Origin of the sequence: Pectobacterium carotovorum (assembly GCF_900129615.1) — a bacterium.
Lineage (GTDB): Bacteria > Pseudomonadota > Gammaproteobacteria > Enterobacterales > Enterobacteriaceae > Pectobacterium > Pectobacterium carotovorum.
In genome coordinates, this window is sequence record NZ_FQWI01000010.1 from 15733 (window position 1) to 37877 (window position 22145).

General features: G+C 52.3%; 20 protein-coding genes. 11 read left to right on the forward strand and 9 right to left on the reverse strand.

The annotated features are described in order from the left end of the window. Positions 1–283: 283 nt before the first annotated feature. The 3 genes from BUB06_RS17915 to BUB06_RS17925 form a co-directional block, all read right to left on the reverse strand. Positions 284–943 (reverse strand): methionine ABC transporter permease, encoded by a 660-nt coding sequence (locus BUB06_RS17915; RefSeq protein ID WP_014915042.1) that lies wholly within the window; start codon positions 941–943, stop codon positions 284–286. After that, complete coding sequence (locus BUB06_RS17920; protein WP_039475678.1) at positions 936–1952, reverse strand: methionine ABC transporter ATP-binding protein; 1017 nt, start codon at positions 1950–1952, stop codon at positions 936–938. The genes BUB06_RS17915 and BUB06_RS17920 overlap by 8 nt, the downstream gene beginning before the upstream one ends. A gap of 81 nt (positions 1953–2033) precedes the next feature. Further along, positions 2034–2879, reverse strand: coding sequence for a MetQ/NlpA family ABC transporter substrate-binding protein (locus BUB06_RS17925; RefSeq protein ID WP_039475676.1), 846 nt, complete (start codon positions 2877–2879; stop codon positions 2034–2036). A 142-nt stretch (positions 2880–3021) separates the two neighbouring features. Between BUB06_RS17925 and BUB06_RS17930 the strand changes: the two genes are divergently transcribed. Then, positions 3022–3639 carry a glutathione S-transferase family protein gene (locus BUB06_RS17930; RefSeq protein ID WP_039475675.1) on the forward strand — a complete coding sequence of 206 codons (618 nt, stop codon included), beginning with the start codon at positions 3022–3024 and terminating at the stop codon, positions 3637–3639. 31 nt (positions 3640–3670) lie between these two features. Here BUB06_RS17930 and BUB06_RS17935 read toward each other — a convergent pair whose 3' ends face one another. Next, positions 3671–4837: a PQQ-dependent sugar dehydrogenase gene (locus BUB06_RS17935; protein WP_039475673.1), complete on the reverse strand. Its 1167-nt coding sequence runs from the start codon at positions 4835–4837 to the stop codon at positions 3671–3673. A gap of 224 nt (positions 4838–5061) precedes the next feature. Between BUB06_RS17935 and rimO the strand changes: the two genes are divergently transcribed. After that, on the forward strand, positions 5062–6375 hold the full coding sequence (gene rimO, locus BUB06_RS17940) for a 30S ribosomal protein S12 methylthiotransferase RimO (RefSeq protein ID WP_039475671.1): 1314 nt from the start codon (positions 5062–5064) through the stop codon (positions 6373–6375). Between the two features lie 182 nt (positions 6376–6557). Then, complete coding sequence (gene sanA, locus BUB06_RS17945) at positions 6558–7337, forward strand: outer membrane permeability protein SanA (protein ID WP_039475665.1); 780 nt, start codon at positions 6558–6560, stop codon at positions 7335–7337. Between the two features lie 9 nt (positions 7338–7346). Here sanA and yeiB read toward each other — a convergent pair whose 3' ends face one another. The 3 genes from yeiB to BUB06_RS17960 all read right to left on the reverse strand — a co-directional run bounded on the left by yeiB (position 7347) and on the right by BUB06_RS17960 (position 11351). Next, positions 7347–8522, reverse strand: a complete 1176-nt coding sequence (gene yeiB / locus BUB06_RS17950) for a DUF418 domain-containing protein YeiB (protein ID WP_039475663.1) — start codon at positions 8520–8522, stop codon at positions 7347–7349. Positions 8523–8660: 138 nt separating this feature from the next. Further along, positions 8661–9323: a GTP cyclohydrolase I FolE gene (folE, locus tag BUB06_RS17955; protein ID WP_010294723.1), complete on the reverse strand. Its 663-nt coding sequence runs from the start codon at positions 9321–9323 to the stop codon at positions 8661–8663. Between the two features lie 345 nt (positions 9324–9668). Then, the gene (locus tag BUB06_RS17960; protein WP_029367285.1) at positions 9669–11351 is read right to left on the reverse strand and encodes a methyl-accepting chemotaxis protein; all 1683 of its coding nucleotides are present in this window, start codon (positions 11349–11351) and stop codon (positions 9669–9671) included. Between BUB06_RS17960 and BUB06_RS22210 the strand changes: the two genes are divergently transcribed. The 6 genes from BUB06_RS22210 (at position 11239) to BUB06_RS17985 (ending at position 16340) form a co-directional block, all read left to right on the forward strand. Continuing rightward, the gene (locus BUB06_RS22210; RefSeq protein WP_010294727.1) at positions 11239–11493 is read left to right on the forward strand and encodes a hypothetical protein; all 255 of its coding nucleotides are present in this window, start codon (positions 11239–11241) and stop codon (positions 11491–11493) included. The genes BUB06_RS17960 and BUB06_RS22210 overlap by 113 nt on opposite strands. Positions 11494–12052: 559 nt before the next feature. After that, positions 12053–12943: a putrescine utilization regulator PtrR gene (gene ptrR, locus BUB06_RS17965; protein ID WP_039475661.1), complete on the forward strand. Its 891-nt coding sequence runs from the start codon at positions 12053–12055 to the stop codon at positions 12941–12943. Positions 12944–13056: 113 nt separating this feature from the next. Beyond that, positions 13057–14178, forward strand: coding sequence for an S-(hydroxymethyl)glutathione dehydrogenase/class III alcohol dehydrogenase (locus BUB06_RS17970; protein WP_010294737.1), 1122 nt, complete (start codon positions 13057–13059; stop codon positions 14176–14178). A gap of 42 nt (positions 14179–14220) precedes the next feature. Further along, positions 14221–15063, forward strand: a complete 843-nt coding sequence (fghA, locus tag BUB06_RS17975) for an S-formylglutathione hydrolase (RefSeq protein WP_039475658.1) — start codon at positions 14221–14223, stop codon at positions 15061–15063. A gap of 181 nt (positions 15064–15244) precedes the next feature. After that, complete coding sequence (locus tag BUB06_RS17980) at positions 15245–15889, forward strand: glutathione S-transferase (protein WP_039475656.1); 645 nt, start codon at positions 15245–15247, stop codon at positions 15887–15889. A 238-nt stretch (positions 15890–16127) separates the two neighbouring features. Further along, entirely contained in the window at positions 16128–16340 is a 213-nt protein-coding gene (locus tag BUB06_RS17985; protein WP_029367290.1) for a KTSC domain-containing protein, read from the forward strand. Between the two features lie 80 nt (positions 16341–16420). Here the strand turns inward: BUB06_RS17985 and BUB06_RS17990 are convergent, their stop codons facing one another. Beyond that, on the reverse strand, positions 16421–17509 hold the full coding sequence (locus BUB06_RS17990) for an oxidoreductase (protein WP_010294744.1): 1089 nt from the start codon (positions 17507–17509) through the stop codon (positions 16421–16423). Between the two features lie 266 nt (positions 17510–17775). Here BUB06_RS17990 and BUB06_RS17995 point away from each other — a divergent pair, with 266 nt between their 5' ends. Continuing rightward, a complete protein-coding gene (locus BUB06_RS17995; protein WP_039475654.1) occupies positions 17776–19287 on the forward strand; it encodes a sugar ABC transporter ATP-binding protein in 1512 nt (503 codons plus the stop codon). Positions 19288–19358: 71 nt separating this feature from the next. Next, positions 19359–20279, forward strand: coding sequence for an ABC transporter permease (locus BUB06_RS18000; RefSeq protein WP_236689873.1), 921 nt, complete (start codon positions 19359–19361; stop codon positions 20277–20279). 419 nt (positions 20280–20698) lie between these two features. Here BUB06_RS18000 and BUB06_RS18005 read toward each other — a convergent pair whose 3' ends face one another. Next, positions 20699–21688: a 2-hydroxyacid dehydrogenase gene (locus tag BUB06_RS18005; protein WP_080726810.1), complete on the reverse strand. Its 990-nt coding sequence runs from the start codon at positions 21686–21688 to the stop codon at positions 20699–20701. Between the last annotated feature and the right edge of the window lie 457 nt (positions 21689–22145).

Below are 22145 nucleotides of genomic sequence, written 5' to 3' on the forward strand. Positions count from 1 at the left end.
TCGCCGCGATATCCATCAGTCGTTAAAAATTCTTAATTTTCAATATGTTTTGAAAACTTTAGTAACATACAAAGGTAACGCGTCATCTGTGGGATGAAAACCGTTCATTCTGTAAAGATAGTCAAAGAAATGAAAGTTTCTAAAAAAAGGCAGATAAAAAAATGACTTAGGGAAAAATAAGGAATGTCTGAAAATGCAGACGGCAAGACTACCAGAAAAATAGCGGATAGCACGAGGGACATGGCAGCACAGACGCCCTCGTGCCCAGCGGTTGGAAATACCCTTAGCGACGTTCGCGCTTATCTGCGCGTTTTGACAGCCAGTCACCCAGCGTCTGTACCACCTGCACCAGAATAACCAGCGCAATAACGGTAATCACCATCACCTCGGTTTCATAGCGGTAATAACCGAAGCGGATCGCCAAATCACCCACCCCGCCGCCGCCGACAATGCCCGCCATCGCCGAATAACCGATGAGGCTCACCAGAGTAATCGTCAGGCCACGCAATAGTCCCGCTTTCGCCTCTGGCAGCAGCACCGTGCCGATAATACGCATCGGGCTGGCTCCAAACGCTTCGGCCGCTTCCACGATACCGGGATCGATTTCACGCAGCGCGCTATCCACCAGACGCGCATAAAACGCGATCGCGGCGACCGACATTGGCACCGCCGCCGCCACAGGCCCAATCGTATTCCCCAAGAGACACTGCGTCAGCGGCAACAGCAAGACCAGCAGAATCACGAAGGGAATAGAACGGATAATATTCACCAGCACCGTGCCAAACAGATAGACGGCGCGGTTTTGCCAGAACAGGTTTCTATCGGTGACGTAAATCAGCAGCCCCAGCGGCAAACCGCCGATCACAGCAAGCAGCGTGGAAATCCCCACCATCTGGAACGTTTCGCCGAACGCCGCGACCAGATCGATCCATAAATCAGCCATGCAGCACCTCCACCTTCGCCGTTCTTACCTGAATATGTTCCACCGCTTCCGTCACTTTTACGGGGTCGGATGGATGGGTTAATAGCGCCACGAGTATGCCTAGCGCACGGTTGCCGATGTATTCGATCTTACCGTGCAAGATATTAACCGACACGCCAAAGCGCGTTGCAACATCCGACAGCACGGGTTGCTCCGCCGATTCGCCAACAAACAGAATCTTCAGTAATGTGCCCTGTAACCCCTCCAGCAAGCGGGGTGGCAACGCGAGATCGAGCGTATGGGACACCAGTTGACGGGTAAACGCGTGCTGCGGCGTCGCGAAGATATCGAAAACATCGCCCTCTTCCACAACCCGACCACCCGTCATCACCGCAACCCGATCGCAAACAGCCTTAATCACGCTCATCTCATGAGAAATCAGCACGATGGTAATGCCCAGTTTCTCGTTAATCTCTTTCAGCAGCGCCAGAATAGCGGCTGAGGTTTCCAGATCGAGTGCCGAGGTCGGCTCATCACACAACAACACTTCGGGATCGTTGGCAATGGCTCTGGCGATGCCCACGCGCTGTTTCTGACCGCCGCTGAGCTGCGCCGGATAAGACAACGCTTTATCCGTCAACCCTACCAGATTCAGGATTTCCGGCACGCGCGCTGCAATATCCGCACTGGATTTCCCAGCGGCTTTCAGGCTGAACGCCACGTTTTCTGCCACGGTACGCGTCTGCATCAGGTTGAAATGCTGAAATATCATGCCAATTTTTTGCCGCTGTTCTCGCAGCGGTTGCCCAGCTAATTCGCTGATGAGCACGCCATTGACGAGCACCCGGCCTGACGTCGGGCGCTGCAAGAGATTGATAGTCCGCAGCAGCGTGCTTTTCCCCGCGCCACTGGTACCGACAATCCCGTAAACTTCACCACGCGAGATGTGCAACGACACGTTGTCTACTGCGCGGTTTTCTGGCTGCTTCCCGTGCAAGAAGTCAACACTAACCCCTTCTAACTGGATCATTATCCGCAAACTCCTGGCCTGAGCGGAAAAGAAGAAAGCCGGTCATAGACCGGCCAAAGGATATTTTGTGTAGCCTGAAACTTACTGTGCGGGCGCTGGCGTTTTCGCCTGCATCCACTCTGGTTTCTGGAATTGGCTATACATCAACGCGGGATCGTTGATCACCGCAGCATACGCGGGTGATTCCACAATCGCTTTGGTCTCTTTAACAAACGGTTTATCGAGATCGTCGGTACGCACAGCAATAATATTCTTCAGGTTCTCATCCAGCGTTTCCAGCTTGATGGCCGATGACAGTTTCATCCCAGACGCCAGCGCGAAATTACCATTCACCAGCGATGCCGTTACGCTATCCAGCGTTCGGGGCAATTGTGCCGCTTCCATCGGTTTGAAGACCAACCCACGCGGGTTTTCAAGAATATCTTTCTCAGACGCTTTGGTCGGATCGATATCCGCTTTAATGGTAACCAGCCCTATCGATTGCAGGAAACGCAGGCCGCGCGCCAGATTGGTCGCGTCATTAGAGAGCGTGACCACATCTCCTTTTTTCAGCTCATCCAGCGATTTGATTTTCTTCGAGTAGAAGCCCATGCTGGCTGTCGGCACGGTAATCAGCGGGGAAATTTTTAACCCTTTATCGGCGGCGAATTTTTCCAGATACAGCGTATGCTGGAAGAGGTTGGCATCAATACTGCCGTTGGCCAGCGCCAGATTAGGCTGAACGTAATCACTAAATTCACGCACGACGACCTTGTAGCCTTTTTTCACCAGCTCAGGTTTGATGGCCAGATTCACCATGTCGCCATACGGCCCGGGGGCTACGCCAAACGTGATCGTCTGTGGATCGCTGCTGGCAATGGCCAGTTGCATACCGGCAGCAAGCAGTGTGATGCCCAGCACGGCGCGAACAGAATGCGTCAATGTCATTGTGTAACTTTCCTGTCTGAATGTAACTTGCTGTCATTATTAAGAATGGCGGGTTAAATCATAAAGACTAAAAAGGCATATCATTATTTCTCATCGGCTGTCGCGGATAACCGAGACAGGCTTCACGAAGAAAGGGGGCAGTATGATAACGATTTGGGGTCGTGATAATTCGACCAACGTAAAGAAGGTCCTATGGTGTGCAGAAGAACTGGCGTTGCCTTATCAGCATATTGCAGCGGGCGGACAATTCGGTCTCAACCATGAGGCCGATTATCTGGCGATGAACCCTAATGGCCTCATCCCCTGCTTGCGGGACGGCGATCTGGTGCTGTGGGAATCCAACACCATCGTACGTTATCTGGCGGCACAGTATGGTCAGGATTCGCTGTACATTGCAGACGCGAGCAAACGCGCAAGTGCCGAGAAGTGGATGGACTGGGCCACCTCCTTCGCCGTCTCTTTCGGGCCGGTGTTCATTAATATGGTGCGCGTTGCGCCAGAAAAACGCGATATGGCGTTAGTACAGAAAGGCATCGCCGAATGCGAACGTCTGTTCGATATAGTCGATACCGTTCTGGCTAATCAGCCGTGGCTATCCGGCGAACAGTTTGGCGTTGGCGATATTCCGCTGGGCTGCATTGCTTACGGCTGGCTGAATATGCCGATTGAACAACAGTCGCATCCTCATCTGGAACGCTGGTATCAGCAACTCACCGAACGCCCGGCGTATCAGAAGCACGTCATGATTCCGCTGTCTTAAGTAAAACAGGCACCGCAAGGTGCCTGATTTATTACTCCAACCCGACTTTCAGCAATTTGCCATTGTCGTGATCGGTCAGCAGATAGAGGTAGCCGTCCGGCCCCAGTCTTACGTCGCGTATACGTTCGCCGCGGTCGCCCAGCAAGCGCTCTTGGGAAGCCACCTTATCGCCATCAAGCGTCAGACGAATCAGGTTCTTTTCTGCCAGCGCGCCGATAAAGACGGAATTTTTCCACTGCGGGAAACGATCGCTATTATAGAAGGCCATTCCACTGATGCCCGGTGATTTTTCCCAGTAAAAATCGGGGTTCACCATCCCGGCGATCTCTTTTCCTTTCGCTTCTGGAATCTTCAGCCCGGAATAGTTAATGCCGTGTGTCGCAATCGGCCAGCCGTAATTTTCGCCCGCTTTGGGAATATTGATTTCATCGCCGCCTTTCGGACCGTGTTCATTTTCCCACAGCGCGCCAGACCACGGATTAATCGCTAATCCCTGCGGGTTACGATGTCCGTAAGACCAGATTTCTGGTCGTGCGTTAGGCGTATTCACAAACGGGTTATCGGACGGCACTTTACCCTCAGTGGTCAAACGAACAATTTTGCCCTGTAATTTATCCAGATCTTGTGCTGTCGGACGCTCGTTATTTTCACCCAGCGCAATAAACAGATGCCCTTGTCGATCAAAGGCCAGCTTGCCGCCGAAATGGTTACCCGTCGACAGCTTCGGTTCCTGACGGAAGAAGACCGTGAAATTCTCTAACCGTTTATTATCTTCAGAGAGTTTACCGTAGCCGACAGCGGTTCCCGCTTTACCCTCGCTCCCCTCTTCGGCAAAGCTCAGGTAGATGCGCCGATTCTGTGCAAAATCCGGCGATAGCGCGACTTCCAGCAATCCACCTTGTGATTTAGCAAAAACTTTTGGTACACCGGCTATCGGCGCAGACAGCGCGCTACCCGCTTTCCATAAACGTAAATTCCCGGCGCGCTCCGTAATCAGAATCCCCTGTTCTTCCGGTAAAAACGCTAATGACCACGGGTGATCCAGCTTATCCTGCAATTCCGTCACCTTCGGCTCCGCCGCCAATAGCTGGCTGGAAAACAGCAGCGTCGCACTGAGCAGCAGCCAATGCGGTGCAGCAGAAAATCGTCGTAACACGGTGTGTGAAGCAGAATCGCGAGGCATCAGGCAATGGGGCATAGCGTTGTCTCCATCCAACAAAAAGTCCTGTAAATTTAGGCGGCAGGCGATGTTTGTGCAAAAAAACGGGGCAAGGTTTACATTTATTGAAGAAATTCAGCCGTTAAAAACACCATCACCACAGCGATAAAATGCTGAGTTTTACACCACTGACTATAAGGATAATCAACTATGGTGTAGAATCCTCCGGTTTTTATTTTCTGTTTATTTTGTGAGCGAATAATATGCAACAACCACGTATCGGCTTTGTTTCCCTCGGTTGCCCGAAAAACCTCGTCGACTCCGAGAGGATTCTGACCGAACTGCGTACTGAAGGTTATCAGGTCGTCCCACGTTATGACGACGCTGAACTGGTGATCGTCAATACCTGTGGTTTTATTGACAGCGCCGTACAAGAGTCGCTGGAAGCCATCGGCGAAGCGCTGAATGAAAACGGTAAAGTCATCGTAACGGGCTGTCTGGGTGCCAAAGAAAACCAAATACGCGAAGTGCATCCAAAAGTGCTGGAAATTACCGGTCCGCACAGCTACGAGCAGGTGCTGTCGCACGTGCATCAATATGTTCCCAAGCCAACGCACAACCCGTTTACCAGTCTGGTTCCCGAGCAAGGTGTGAAACTCACGCCGCGCCATTACGCCTATCTGAAAATTTCAGAAGGCTGTAACCACCGCTGTACGTTCTGCATCATCCCTTCCATGCGTGGCGATTTAGATAGCCGTCCAATCGGTTCAGTGCTAGACGAAGCGAAACGTCTGGTTGATGCCGGGGTAAAAGAACTGCTGGTGATTTCTCAGGATACTTCTGCGTACGGCGCGGATGTGAAGCAGCGCACCGGCTTTTGGAACGGGCAACCAGTCAAAACCAGCATGGTCAGCCTGTGTGAACAACTGTCGTCTCTCGGCGTGTGGGTGCGCCTGCACTATGTCTACCCTTACCCGCACGTAGACGATGTGATCCCATTAATGGCAGAAGGCAAAATCCTGCCTTATCTGGATATTCCACTCCAGCACGCCAGCCCGAAAATTCTCAAGCTGATGAAGCGCCCTGGCGCGGTAGAAAGAACGCTGGAGCGCATTAAGCGCTGGCGCGAAATCTGCCCAGACTTAACGCTGCGTTCTACCTTTATTGTCGGCTTCCCTGGCGAAACGGAAGAAGACTTCCAGATGCTGCTCGACTTCCTGAAAGAAGCCAAACTTGACCGCGTGGGCTGCTTTAAATTCAGCCCGGTCGAAGGCGCAGCGGCAAACGAATTGCCAGATCAGGTGCCGGAAGAGGTCAAAGAAGAGCGTTTCCACCGCTTCATGCAGCTTCAGCAGGCGATTTCCACCCAGCGTTTGCAGGATAAAATTGGCCGTGAAGTGCTGGTGCTGATCGATGAAATCGACGAAGAAGGTGCGATTGGCCGCAGCATGGCTGACGCCCCTGAAATTGACGGCGCGGTTTACCTGAACGGCGAAACTGGCGTGAAAGTCGGTGACATCGTCAAGGTGAAGGTCGAACACGCAGACGAGTACGATCTGTGGGGTAGCCGCGTTTAATACGCTTATCACGCCAGCTTTTCAGCCCGAAAAGCTGGCGTTTTATTTTTACACCATCTCGCCCCGAACGCTGAAAATTCAATCAATAAACCGCCCGTTCCTCGCCTGCGTCTTGCGTCCCCCTGTCAGGTAAAGTAGCCTTGGGGCATGATTAGTCTACTCGCCTTACCTGAGGCATAAGCATGTGGAAACGCCTGACATTCGGTTTGTTAGCCCTCATTGGCGTGCTGCTGCTCTCTGCTTTTGCCCTCGATCGTTGGATCAGTTGGAAAACCGCGCCATTTATTTACGATGAACTTCAGACCTTGCCGAAACGTCAGGTCGGCGTCGTCTTGGGAACGGCAAAATACTACCGTACTGGCGTAATCAATCAGTATTACCTGTTCCGTATGCAAGGGACGATTAACGCTTACAACAGCGGTAAAGTCAGCTATCTGCTATTGAGCGGTGATAACGCGCTACAAAGTTACAATGAACCGATGACGATGCGTCGTGACTTGATCGCCGCAGGCGTTCCGCCTTCGGATATCGTGCTGGACTATGCAGGGTTCCGCACGCTGGATTCCATCGTCAGAACGCGCAAGGTGTTTGATACCAACGATTTCACCATCATCACCCAGCGTTTTCACTGTGAACGAGCGCTCTTCATCGCGCTGCATCTCGGTATTCAGGCGCAGTGTTACGCCGTGCCTTCCCCGAAAAATATGATGACCGTGCGGGTTCGTGAATTTGGCGCTCGTCTGGGCGCGCTGTTCGACCTGTATATCCTCAAACGCGAGCCGCGCTTTTTAGGGCCACAGGTGCCGATTCCTGCCGAGCATACCATTCCAGAGGATGCTCCGGATTATCCTGCCGTCCTGCCGGAGCAGGTGCTTCCCGCGCCAGTGCATCAGGCTAAACCGGAGCAACTGGCAAAACCCGAGTCCGAATCCGAAGCTCACCACGAGCAGGCTGCACCGTAGGGTCTTTCTCTACGCCGTTTTCCCTATCGCATTGGTGAGCGTACGCCATAGCCATTCGAGCGGTCCCTGACGGAAATAGCGTAGCCAGTAGTGAGAAAAGACCAGATTGGCGATCCAGATAGCGGGAACCAGTGCCAGCAGTTGCAGGCGGCTGAACGCCATAAACAGGCCAAGCTGATTAAACAACGCGACACAAATCAGCGTTTGCAGCAAATAGTTGGTTAACGCCATGCGCCCGACATCCGTAATCCAGTAGGTGATGCGCCATTGGCACAGCGTAGCCCAGAAGCCATAGCACAGCGCCAGATACCCTATCGCCTGCAAAGGTGAACTCAGTTCACGCGGGATCTGCAATAACAACCCGCTCCAGCGATATTCCCAACCCACCAGCCACTGCCCTACCACGCCAATGCTGTTAATTGCCACACCCAGCGGAATCAGCCACAGCGCAACCTTACGGTAGTGTGCCGTACTGAATTCACCTTTCAGCCAGCCGCTACGCATCAAGCCGGCTCCCAGCAGCATCGATCCCGCCAACAGCCAGCCGTACTGCACGCCCAGTGACAGCAGGCTTTCCGTCAGCAGATCGACACGGTTCCCCCACGCTTCCGGCCCACCTAACGCCCGCCAGTAGGCCTCATAGGCGATGTCCGCCATGCCCGGCAGCCAGAAACGTCCCGGTTGCAGGCTCAAAATCTGGCTCAACACAAACAGTACGCCGATCCCCACCAAATACAGGACCGCCCCCGTCCGCATTAACAACCGACTGCTTTCCGCGTGGCGAATCATGCCGTAACACACCAGCCCAATCAGCGCATAGTCGAGTAAAATGTCACCATCCCACAGGAAAATGGCATGAATCAGCCCGATGATCATCAACCAGAACAGACGTGCGTGTACCCAGCGTTTTCCCCGCGACAACAGCAGCTGTAACCCTGCGCCAAAAAGAAGAGAAAACAACGTCAAAAATTTTGCTTGTGCAAGCAGGTCCATCGCCGCCCAGGTTAAGGCATCAGATAATGTGGTTTCTCCCTGCCAGGCCGGATTCAGGTAGGCCGCGTGCGGTAAGCCAAACGCCGTAATATTCAGCAGCAAAATACCCAAGATGGCGACGCCGCGCGCGAAATCCAGCGCAACGATCCGCGAGGGTGGCGAATGCGGTGACGGTATAGAGTGAGAAGGCATACAAATTACATTTTCAAATCATCGAAGTAGCGATTGTATGCACATACAGAGAAAAAGCGAAGATGCTTACTGATTTGACGATGACCGATTTGACGATGACAAAGCGCATTTTCTTCATCATCGCCAATAAGAGAGGGCTTAATTGTGGTGACGCACCGCGCGCAAGAATTCCTGGCGCGTATTTTGGCTGGACTTAAACAGCCCGCCGAGCGATGTGGTGGTCGTAGCACTGGTCGCATCACGAATGCCACGTGCCTTCACGCAGTAGTGCACCGCATCAATCGAGACCGCCACGTTGTTGGTTCCCAACAGCGTTTGCAGCGCGACCAGAATCTGCTGAGTTAAGCGTTCCTGCACCTGAGGGCGCTGAGAGAAAAACTGGACGATTCGATTGAGTTTCGACAAGCCGATGACGCCATCTTTCGGAATATATGCCACCGTGGCTTTTCCATCGATCGTCACGAAATGGTGTTCACAGGTGCTGGTCAGCGTGATATCCCGTACGGTAACCATTTCATCGACCTTCATTTTGTTTTCAATGATGGTGATTTTGGGGAAGTTGGCGTAGTCCAAACCGGAGAATATCTCATCAACGTACATTTTGGCGATACGCGTCGGTGTTTCAGCCAGGCTGTCATCGCCCAGATCGAGGCTCAGCAAATTCATAATTTCCGTCATATGCTCGGCAATACGTTGCTTACGCGTATCCCGATCCAACAACGCGCCGCGCAGCGGCGTTTCCAGACCGCGTGACAGCAGCGCTTCGTGCACCATAACGGCTTCTTTACTTAGTGATGACATTATTATTCTCCTGCAGGTGTAACTATGCCTATCGCACTATCACGGCCTTGGTCAGACCCTAGCGCCGTCAACACTCTAGTTGAGAGAGTCACGATTATCCAGCGATTGTATGTCATGATTGTTGAAATAGATTCAAGTTATCAAGCGTGGCGGATGTGCCTGTGTGCCGTAACAAGGCCGAAACGTATGCACAAAAAAACGCCTATTCAGCCGTAGCTATTCAGTGATAAACAAAAAAGTCAGCGATAAACAAAAAAGCACCGGGAGACTATCCCAGTGCTTTTAACGATAAATCATCTGATTTTTGCGGTCGTCAGCGCCCTGACGACCCGTGCTGTGAAGCTATCAGAAGGTTTCCCAGTTGTCGTTAGCATTGCCCTTCTTACCGCCAGCGGCCGCTAATAACATCGGCTTTTGGGTTGCTGGCACGTTCTCCGCCAGACGCTGCTGGGGACGACGAAGTGCCTCTGAACCCGACAGTTGGAACACCGATACCGCTTCAGTTAACTGACGGGCCTGATCTTCCAACGATGCAGCGGCAGCGGCAGATTCCTGTACCAGTGCGGAGTTCTGCTGTGTAACGCCATCCATCTCGGTAACAGCCTGCCCAATCTGAGTAATACCGCGACTCTGTTCATCCGATGCCGATGCGATTTCGCCCATCAGATCGTTCACTCGGGTAATGGCGGAAATGATGGAATCCATCGCTTCGCCGGTTTGTGTGACCTGATTTGACCCCATGGTGACACGTTCAACCGATTCGGTAATCAGGCTTTCAATTTCTTTCGCTGCCTGAGCACTGCGCTGCGCCAGATTACGGACTTCGCCCGCAACGACCGCAAAGCCGCGGCCTTGTTCGCCAGCTCTGGCGGCTTCTACCGCGGCGTTCAGCGCCAGAATATTGGTCTGGAAGGCAATACCGTTAATGACACTGGTGATATCGGCAATTTTCTTCGAGCTAGTCGTAATACTTGCCATCGTCGCCATCACATCAGCCGTGACGTCACCACCTTTCTTCGCCGCAACAGAAGCGTCCTGCGCCAGCTTGGTAGCCTGATGGACGTTATCGGCATTCTGTTTCACCGTCGCACTCAGCTCTTCCATACTGGCAGCGGTCTGCTCCAGTGCGGCGGCCTGCTGCTCGGTACGTGCGGACAGATCGTTATTGCCGCTTTTAATTTCGCTTGAGCCCTGATGAATTGATGCAGAGCTGTCGCGAATAATGGAAACCGTATTAACCAGACTGCCCTGCATCTCTTTCAGATAAGGAATCAGTTGTCCTGCACAGTTGCGGCCAAACTCTTCAAGCGGGTGACCAAGCTGACCGGCAGCCAGCACCTGAAAATACCCTTTGATCATATTCAACGGCTTGACCAGATAGTGAACCAGATAGCGATCCGTCAGCAGCAGGATGAGCAATCCAAGAACCATCGCACCCAGCAGAATATGGTTGCTCCAGCCAACCAGACCATAGACCTCGTTCATTGACGCCTCTGACGACGAAATCATCGCGGTCTGGTATTTATCCATATTCGCACCAAACGCCACGCTCAGCGGCGGGTAGGTTTTACGGAAAAGCTGACGAAATTCTTCTTGACGATTCTCACGCGCGGCGTTCAGCATCGGCGTCAACCCGTTATCCAATATCTGGGTCCACGCGGCGATCATATTGTCTGCCGTTTCTTTATCGACACCGACATGTACAACGGCTTTAAACGCAGCCAGTTGATCTGACGTGTTTTTAAACGCAGTCGTTGCTGACGTAAATACTTTTTCTGCTTCCGCAGTTTCACCTGTTTGTTGGAAATCCATAGAACGCAACAAGCGAGTAACCGTACGAAAATACTGGTCATTGCCTTTCACCAGCATCTCTACGTTTTTACGCTGAGTTTCGCTGGACTCCAATAGTTTAGTCATGCTGCTTAGTGAGGTAGTGGTAAAGAAAGACGCTCCCCCCCATACAGCCAGAAACAGACCCAATATTGTTAAAAGCATTGCCCTGATGGTGATATTTTTTAAAAAATTCACAGAAGACTCCTATAAATTATCTGGCGATTTTCCTCTGCGCTTTCTGCAAGATAGCCGCACATTTTTAATTGGAAATACGCCGGGTGTTACGTCATTTAATGAAGAGCAGAGGCTCTCATTAGTTAGAGTTATTTTCCTTTAATGACCAAAAGATACACTTCCTTACAATAACGATAAGATATTCCTACCATACATTAACATTATCGGCACTTTAGACGGGCACTTTACGCTCTTGCATCAATAAATGCGATCAAAATGAAGAATTGCGATAGTTTCTGGCTATTGCTCTGATACGGCAATTCACATATACATTTAACTGTTTATTTTAATTATCTATTTATTTTTACGCCTTCGCTATTGCGTCAGGGAAAATACGGATTTATTTTTCTGTGATTATTCTTATTTTTTTCATTCTGCCCTATTCATTAGAAAATATGTCCTATTCGCAGCAATAGTTGATTGTGATGCTATTAATTCCGGCCGCGATCATTTTATCGTTTTCTTCTCTTTCTAAGCCCAGATATTAATCTTGATGATAATTACGTCCGTCATTTTCATCATTCCGAGCACATCTCATCACGCAGGGTTCACGCTACGTTCACATCAGTGTGGCGTAAGCCAGTTGCGAAATGCGCTGCTTGCCGCTAAACTTCACAAAAAATGAATAATCAAACACCAGTTCATTACGAAAAGAGAAAGATATGGATTTGACCCAGCTCCGCATGTTCTGTCTCGTCGCCGAAACGGGCTCCGTCGCGCGCGCCGCAGAGCAGCTTCATCGGGTACCCTCAAATCTGACCACGCGGCTGCGCCAGTTGGAACTGGAACTGGGCACCGATCTGTTTATCCGTGAGAAACAGCGCCTGCGCCTGTCCCCTATTGGGCACAATTTCTTATGTTATGCGCAGCGCATTCTGGCACTTAGCGAAGAAGCGATCAGCATGACGCGCACGGGTGAACCCGCAGGTAATTTCGCACTCGGTTCGATGGAAAGCACTGCGGCAACGCGTTTGCCTACGCTCTTGGCGGCTTATCATCAGCGCTATCCCAATGTTTCACTGTCCCTGAGCACCGGTACATCGGGGGAAATCATTGAGCGCGTGCGAGCGGGAACGCTGGCAGCCGCGTTAGTGGACGGCCCCGTTGTCTACGATGAGCTGAATGGGTGTTCATGTTTTACGGAACGACTCGTGCTGATATCGGACACGACGCACGCGCCGATTACCCATGCACGGGATGCCAGCCACGATACGTTGTTTGCCTTCCGCCCCAGCTGTTCTTACAGAAAGCGCCTTGAGAACTGGTTCCGGCAGGATGGCGTGGTGCCCAGCACGATCATGGAAATCCACTCATACCATGCCATGCTTGCCTGTGTAGCTAGCGGTGCCGGACTCGCCATGCTCCCCTATGCCGTCCTTGAATCGCTGCCCGCTGGCGCGCGCGTTCAGGTACATGAATTACCGCCCGACATCGCCGCCGCGTCCACCTGGCTTGTCTGGCGACGCGACGCCTTCGGCCCGAATGTCGAGGCGCTTAAAAAGCTCATTATTGAACAGAGCAGCATGATTGAACCACCCGTTCAGTCGGAATGAACCCATTATTTTCCATGAACGACCCTTTTCAAGAGAGGACGATACAGTGAGCAATGCTACGTCCTGTCATTCAACTTACAACCCATAACGGAATGCCATTAGGAGTCTCCACCATGCAAATGATTAAAACCCGCGCCGCCATCGCCTGGGGTCCCAACCAGCCACTGTCGGTTGAAGAAGTGGATCTGATGCCACCACAGAAAGGGGAAGTGTTGGTACGCATCGTCGCAACCGGCGTGTGCCACACGGATGCCTACACGCTGTCCGGCAAAGATCCTGAAGGCGTGTTCCCAGCGATTCTTGGCCATGAAGGCGGCGGGATTGTGGAAGCGATTGGGGAAGGCGTGACCAGCGTTGCCGTCGGCGATCACGTTATTCCGCTTTACACCCCAGAATGTGGCGAATGTAAATTCTGTCGCTCTGGCAAAACCAACCTGTGTCAGGCTATTCGCTCCACGCAGGGCAAAGGCCTGATGCCGGACGGCACCACTCGTTTCTCCAAAAACGGCCAGCCGATTTTTCACTACATGGGCACATCCACCTTCGCAGAGCACACCGTCGTGCCTGAAATTTCGCTGGCGAAAGTGAATAAAGAAGCGCCGCTGGAAGAAGTCTGCCTGCTGGGCTGTGGCGTCACCACCGGTATGGGCGCCGTGCTGAATACCGCAAAAGTGAAAGCAGGCGATACGGTTGCGATTTTCGGCCTCGGCGGCATTGGTCTGTCGGCGATTATCGGGGCGCAAATGGCAGGTGCCGGACGCATCATCGGTATCGATCTCAACACCAGCAAATTTGATCTGGCGCGTAAACTGGGTGCTACCGATCTGATCAACCCGAAAGATTACGATAAGCCGATTCAGGACGTCATTGTTGAACTGACCGATGGCGGCGTTGACTTCTCCTTCGAGTGTATCGGTAACGTCAATGTTATGCGTTCCGCGCTAGAGTGCTGTCATAAAGGCTGGGGCGAATCCATCATCATCGGTGTGGCTGGCGCTGGCGAAGAGATTGCAACCCGTCCGTTCCAACTGGTGACCGGTCGCGTATGGCGCGGTTCTGCTTTCGGCGGCGTGAAAGGTCGTAGCGAGCTGCCAGGCATTGTCGATCGTTACCTGAAAGGTGAATTCCCGCTGAATGACTTCATCACCCACACCATGGGTCTGGACGAGATCAACACGGCATTCGATTTAATGCATGAAGGCAAATCGATTCGCTCAGTGATTCATTTCGGTTAATTGCACCACCGTCAGGAACAGAATAAAGGAGGCTGTACAGCGATGAATTCATCACTGGAACTGCTGGAAGAACACCGTATGTTTGGCGGCTGGCAACAGCGCTACCGCCATGTGTCAGAAACGCTGAACACCACCATGACGTTCAGCATTTATCTGCCACCGACACAGGATGACACGCCGCCGCCCGTGCTTTACTGGCTGTCTGGGTTAACCTGCAATGACGAAAATTTTACGACAAAAGCCGGCGCGCAGCGCGTTGCCTCCGAGCTGGGTCTGGTGCTGGTCATGCCAGACACCAGCCCGCGCGGCGATGGCGTAGCGGACGATGCAGGGTACGATCTGGGTCAGGGCGCGGGATTCTACGTGAATGCCACGCAGGCACCTTGGTCGGCACACTACCGGATGTATGACTACATCAGCAGCGAATTACCCGCGCTGATCCAGCAACATTTTAACGTGAATAGCCGTCAGTCCATCAGTGGGCATTCGATGGGCGGGCACGGCGCGCTGATGCTGGCGCTACGCAACCCGGACCAATTCCTGTCTGCGTCGGCGTTCGCACCGATCGTTAACCCAAGCCAGGTTCCGTGGGGGCGCAAGGCGCTTACCGCCTACCTCGGCGAGGATGAAACACAGTGGTTGCAGTATGACAGCTGCCATTTGCTGGCGAATAGCCAGAAGAAGCTGCCTATGCTGGTTGATCAGGGCGATTGCGATCAATTCCTCCCCGACCAGCTGCAACCGGCGAAACTGGAAGCGCTGGCAAGCCAGTATGACTGGCCGCTGACGCTGCGGACACAGTCTGGCTATGACCACAGCTATTTCTTCATTGCTAGCTTCATCGAAGATCACCTGCGTTTCCACGCCCACTATTTGTACGCATAAATAGTTGTATGCATCATCGCGATACGAATAATGGGCTATGCTCATCTAGCTGATAACCGCACTCGGGAGATGTCTCCCGAGTGCTATTTTCACGTCTCTGTTACAGCAAATCTCAGTAAAACAATCACACACCTGCACCGTGCTGAATAACGGAACCAAGACAAACAAAAAGGAAATCTTGATGATACACGTTCATCACCTCGAAAAATCCCGCTCAACCCGCGCGACCTGGCTACTGGAAGAACTGGGCATTGACTATGAAATCATTCGCTACGCCCGTGACCCAAAAACGTTTAGCGCCCCGGCGTCACTCAAACAAATCCACCCGCTAGGGAAATCGCCGGTGATTACCGATGGCGAACTGACGATTGCCGAATCCGGAGCCATTGTGGAATACCTGATTGAAACTTACGGCAACGGCAGGCTCCGTCCACAGAGCGGGCAAGCCCTGCTGGATTATCGCTTCTGGCTGCATTTTGCCGAAGGTTCCCTCATGCCGCTGCTGGTGATGCGTTTAGTATTGGCGAAAACAGAATCCGCACCGATGCCGTTTTTCATCCGCCCTATCGCGCGCAAAATTGTGCAAAGTATCGAGCAGGCCTTTATTGTGCCGCGGCTGACGACGCAACTTCAGTTCATCGAACAGCATTTAACTAAACAAGATTGGTTTGCGGGAGAGTCGCTCAGCGGTGCCGATATCCAAATGGCAGTCCCGCTGGTGTTGGCGAAAACGCGTCTGGATTTCAACCGTTACCCGCATATCCAGCAATACATTGAGCGGATAGAAAGCCAGCCAGCTTTTCAACGAGCTATTGCTCAGGATTAACGGTGCGATCGGAATATCCCCTCATCGACGACAAACAAAGCGGGTCGATGGGCGACAGAGCAAGAATTCTGTGAGCGTTTACTGATTATTCATGATCTAATAAAGATATGCTGCTGTTTAACCCCGATATATTTCGAGCTATAACGCTGTTCTTCAGGTTATAACACAATATGGCTAGAAGGCTCGAAAGGTGGTATATCGTCAGGATGCGGTATTGATACGTTGGGAGTGATTAATTTTGCAGAGAAAACGAGTTTCATCAACAGAGTTGTTTTCAGTCGGGTACGATGCAGAAAAAAGCCAGTTGGAAGTCGAACTGCTGAATGGGAGCATCTATCTCTATAGCGGCGTCGCACGCATGATTTATGAAGAGCTGATGGCAAGCAAGACGAAGTACCGTTACTACGCCAACTTTATCAAAAATTCATTCCCCTACGAGAAAACGCAGTAGTTTTTAAAGATAAAGCATGGTTTTTTAGAGATAAAGTCTTTGGGGCGGAGAATCCTCTCCGCCCTCCTCTTTCTACCCGGTTATTCCCCAGTAGACTCAACGGTGTTAAACGCGGCCAGCAAGACCTCTTCATTGAGCGTCAACGGCAGATAATGAATGGATTCACCCGCCTGCAACGTGCGAACAATAACGGCCTGAATCGCAGCGCGATCGTGAATATCCACATCCAGCGCAGCCAGCGAGGTCGGCAAACCAAACGCCTTAAACGCCTCCTTCAACTGGAGCAATGTGTCGTTATCGCCCAGTAACGCACTTTGTACCAGAATGCCATAAGCCACTTTGGTGCCGTGCAGGAAGCGTTCGGTTTGAGGCAACACCGTTAAACCGTTATGAACCGCATGCGCCGCCGCCACGCGGGTGTAGCGCTCACCCAACCCGCCAACCATGCCGCCTCCGGCAATGATCGCATCCACGACATCCAGAAAATCCTGCGTCAGTTCACCACGCTCGACGGCTTCCAGCGCCGCTGCACTTTGTTGCAGCAATACATTGCGGATATCCAGCGCGGCCTGTAAGCCCAGCCGAACTGAAAGTGGCAGCGTTTCCGGCTGAGGACTGAGAACGACGGCTTCATACCACTTCGCCAGCGTATCACCGACGCCAGCCAGCAGATATTCCACCGGTGCCGCCAGCATAATCCGTGGTTCCACCAGCACCAGATGGTTAGCATCAGTGAAAATCTCGAAGCGCAGCGCCTGCCCGGCATCGTTATACCACACGGACAGCGGTGTCCAGGCCGCACAGGTCGCTGCAATAGTCGGAATCGCCACCAGCGGCACACCGATATGACGCGCGGCAACCTTCGCGGTATCCAACACCGCTCCGCCGCCGACGCCAATGACGACCTGACACTCATCGCCCGCCTGCGCCACCAGTTTTGCCACTTCCCCTTCGCTACAATGCGCGCCAAACTGAACGCGGCGGGCTGAAGGTGCATCAAATTCTGCCGGTAAATACGGTCGAGCCGCAGCAATCGCCCGCTCACCATAGATCCACAGCGCGTTTTTCAGCACGTCCGGCGGATAAAACTCCAGCAGCTTATCGATAGCGCCGGGGAAAGAGAAATAGTTGGCAGGGCCAACCTGTACGCGGACTGTCGTTGTGTGCATGTTTGAATCTTCCTCGCCGTGCCTTCTCTTGAGCACGGCTCTTATCTTATGTTTGTCTGACAGCCGAATCTGCTGCGCTACCCTATTGATAAAACCATCTTATTCACTTGCCTGCACCAGCTTAAGAACTTTTTTATTTAATTTATGCCTTTTCGTTCATAGCCAATAACTCTCAAACACTTGAAGCTGTATTAAATTCTCTGGGATATGTGCTACCTTTCTTTTCCGTTATTTCATGACCTTGACCGCCAAGAGCGTTACCGACCATGATTCCTACCTCCCAAAGCCGACTGGAAATGCACAACATTTCCATCTCCTTTTCTGGTTTCCACGCCCTCAAGCAGGTTAATTTCACACTGGAAGGTGGTTCGATTCATGCCCTGACTGGCGCAAACGGCGCGGGTAAATCCACGCTCATGACGATCTTATCAGGCGCTTACGATCACTATCAGGGCGACATTCTGATTAATGGTAAGCAGGTCGACGTCCATTCACCGCGTGATGCCAAGCGATACGGCATTCATCTGGTGCAGCAGGAAGTCGATGTCGCACTGGTCCCCACGCTGTCCGTGGCGGAAAACATTATGCTGGATACGCTGGCGCAGGACGGACATCTGCTGAGTTGGCCGCAGATCTATCGTCAGGCGCAGGCGCTGCTTGACCAGCTTGGCGTTCACCTCAATGTTCGCCAACGATTGGATACCTGCTCGCTCGCGGAGAAACAGCAAATTCTGCTCGCCCGCGCGTTATCCCACGAATGTCGCTTCCTGATTTTAGATGAACCCACCGCCCCGTTGGATCAGGCGGAAAGCGCGCGCCTCTTCGAGGTAGTACGCCGTTTACAGGCCGATGGTATCGGGATCGTATTTATTTCCCACCGTATTCATGAGTTGAGCGAAATCTGCGATACGTTGACCGTCCTGCGTGACGGCGAGTTTGTCAGCAGCGGTGCGATGCAGGGGCTCAGCGGCGAAGAGATTGTAGAGAGAATGCTGGGGCATCGGCTCGACGATATCTTCCCGCCACGCCGAACGACACCTTCCGCAGAGACGCTGCTTCAGGTGACCGGTTTACACGACGAAACGCTGCTGCACAATATTTCTCTCACGCTGCGCAAAGGGGAAATTCTGGGCATTGCCGGGCTGGCGGGCGCGGGGAAAACCGAGCTGTGTAAAGCGCTGTTCGGCGCAGAACCCTGCCAGATCGCACAGGGTGAATATCGTGGTAAACCCTGGCGACCGCATTCACCGCACCAGTCCGTCGAACAGGGTCTGGCGCTGGTTCCTGAAGAGCGGCGCAAAGAAGGCATTTTTATTGATGAATCCGTCACCATGAATCTCAGTATCACCGCCACCGATAGCTTTTCCCGCTGGGGCCTGTTCAGCCGTCGCAAGGCATTGGGCTGGGCAAAACAGATCGTTGAGCGGCTGGCGGTTCGCACCACCGGTCCGGCGCAAAAGCTGGCACGTCTGTCGGGCGGGAATCAGCAGAAAGTCGCTATCGGCAAGTGGCTACGCAGTGAAGCACAGGTTTTGATTTTTGACGAACCCACCAAAGGCGTGGATATCAAGGCCAAACAGGACTTGTTCACCCTGATTGACGGCCTCGCCCGTCAGGGCAAAGGCATTATTTATGCGTCGGGCGAGTTCTCTGAACTGGTCGGGCTCTGCGATCGCATCTGCGTGCTATGGGATGGCCGCATTGTCGCAGAGTTAAATGCCGCTGAGATTGACGAAGAAACCCTACTTTTATACTCAACTGGAGGAACTCCCGCGTGAGTCACCCACTTTCATCTAACGGGGCGCTCCCCTTCCGTCACCACGTTTTCGAGTTTCTCTATAAGTGGGGCATGCTGATCACGGTTGTTGCGCTGATTGCCCTCTTCGGGCTGGCGTCGGACAACTTTCTCGATCCGTATAACATCATCAATATTCTGCGTTCTATCGCCATCGTTACGGTGATTGCCATTGGCGTCTCCATTTCGCTGTCCGTGGGTGGATTCGACCTTTCCGTGGGATCGACGGCCTCGCTGGCTAATGCGCTGGTTATCTCGCTTTTCGTCTGGCATGGATTTGGCACCACAGGCGCGATTGTCCTGACGCTGCTGCTGTGTACGCTGGTCGGGCTATTCAACGCCTTCCTCATCGTCGTGCTGAAGATTCCCGATATGCTGGCGACGCTCGCCAGTTTGTTCGTCATTCAGGGCGTGGCGATGACCTACAGCTACGGCGGTTCCATCACGCAGAACATGGTGCTGCCGAGTGGGGAAATGGCGGAAGGCATCATTCCTGAATTCTTTGCCACGCTGGGCCAGGTGCCGGTAATTGTTGTCATCATGCTGGCGGTTACGTTACTGGTGCAACTGTATCTGTCTCTCACCAAGCACGGCCGCCGGATGTACGCCATCGGCGGCAACCCGGAAGCCGCGCGGCTGGCGGGCATTCGCACGGCGCGTTATCGGGTACAGGCGTATGTGTTTTCTTCACTACTCGCGGCGCTGGGCGGTATCTTACTGGCATCACGCATTGGCTCTTCGCAGGTCAATGCTGGGGGCGGCTATTTGATGGATGCCGTTGCCGCAGCCTACATCGGTTTCTCGCTGGCGGGATCCGGCAAGCCGAACGCGTTGGGTACGCTACTCGGTGCCGTTATTCTTGGCGTCTTGCAGAATGGACTGGTGATGCTCTCCGTGCCTTATTACGCGATGGATATCATCAAAGGTCTGGTGCTGGCACTCGCGCTAGCCATGACGTATATCCAGAAGCGCTAATAGCTATAGCTTTCAGTAACGTCTCGCTTTCAGTACCTTCTCGCTTCCGCCCCTTCATCCGAATTCGGGGCGGATTCATAATACAGCTCACCAATACCTTCTTCATTACGCGGCGTTTTGCCGCCGAAAAATATCACTGCATTCACTCTATTATTTACTTCCGTTATTATTAAGAAATAAATATTCGCTCATACAATCAAGAGTGGTTCGGAATAATCACAAATAATAACGTTGTCACTTTAGGTCTGACGTGCGCCGCTTTCATTCCCTGCCGATATAGCGAGAGCGACAGAGATAATCGACAGGGAAAGATTCGAACCGATGAAACGTTCAATTTTGATAATCAATTAAAATTGATGAATATCATCATTCCTCTGCCGGGCAATATTCCTTCATACCCGGCGAAATCAAATTACAGCTTATTTGTATCCGTTCTGCTGAGCATACTCATCAATATTTTCAATCGTCTTTTCCATCAGTAATTGCAGCGATGAGGCAGAAGTCCAGGAGATATGCGGAGTAATCAGAAGATTAGGCAGGGTTTTCGCCGCGACCATCAATGGATTGTCTTTTGTTGGCGGTTCTTGCGTCAGGCAGTCTAGCGCAGCACCGGCAATAACGCGCTGCTGCAAAGCCTCTGCAAGCGCACGCTCATCAATCAGCCCGCCTCTGGCGGTGTTAATAATAAACGCGGTGGGCTTACACAGTGCGAGCGTCTCCGCATTAATCAGATGCTGCGTGCTCGCATTGAGCGGGCAGTTGAGTGAAATCACATTCGCCAGTCGCAGAACGTCTTCAAACGGCAGATACCCAGCGCGACACTGTGCGGCTCCTCGGTGCTCGGCAAAAATCACCTTCATCCCCAGCGCTTGCGCCAGACGTGCGACTTCCCGCCCAATCGTACCCGCGCCGATGATGCCCAGCGTAGCACCCGCGATGTCCTTGACCGGATGATCAAAATACGCAAATTGCGACTGGCTGGCCCAGCGATCGCTCAGTTGATCGCGATACCACGCCATCAGACTGTGCTTTAGCGCAAAAATCATGGCAATCACGTGCTCTGATACGGCTTGCGTCGAGTAGCCCGGTACATTTTTGACCGTGATGCCCAGTTCTTTGGCAGCAACAAGATCGATATTGTCCGTTCCCGTTGCCGTTACGGCAATCAGCTTCAACGCAGGCAACGCGGCCAAGGTGTCTCGCGTTAATAGGGCTTTATTCGTGATGATAACGTGGGTGTCTTTTGCTCGGGCGATAACGTGATCGGGCGAGGTATAGTTATATTCAATCCATTCATGGCGGCACTGTGGACGCCTAAAACTCGTCTTTTTCAGGAAAATGGTCTCAGGCAGTGAGCCTTTATCCAAAAAGGTAATTTTTAACATCATCGTGCCCTGGTTGCTATTCATACACTGATTTCCGCTTGCAGATATCAAGGGCTCCGCAGTCGTCAATCACGACAGGTATTCTCATACAAAAATAATGAATTAAATTCTCTGTACGACACAAGACAACGAACGTATTAATAACGTTACACTTCCTGCCTCATCGGAAATCCATCACTCCGTAACGTGAAGCGTAGTCAGCATTAAAGCAATTAACAATACCTAATATAATGAATTTCATTCATCGACATTGTTAGCGTCAATATTCAGAAATATCACAAAAAAATAAATCAGGCTGCTCATTGTTATCATGACATCAGCAAAGAGATAACCATAATAACGGGTAACAACTAAGCCCCGTTGTTAATCATAAAGAATACATTCGCGAGAAAAACCGCAGAAGTGGTGACATGTCGTTGGAGAGAGGAAGCAAGCGAGGGTCGTAATGCCCCGGAGTGAGCTGGCCCATTCCGGGGAGGTG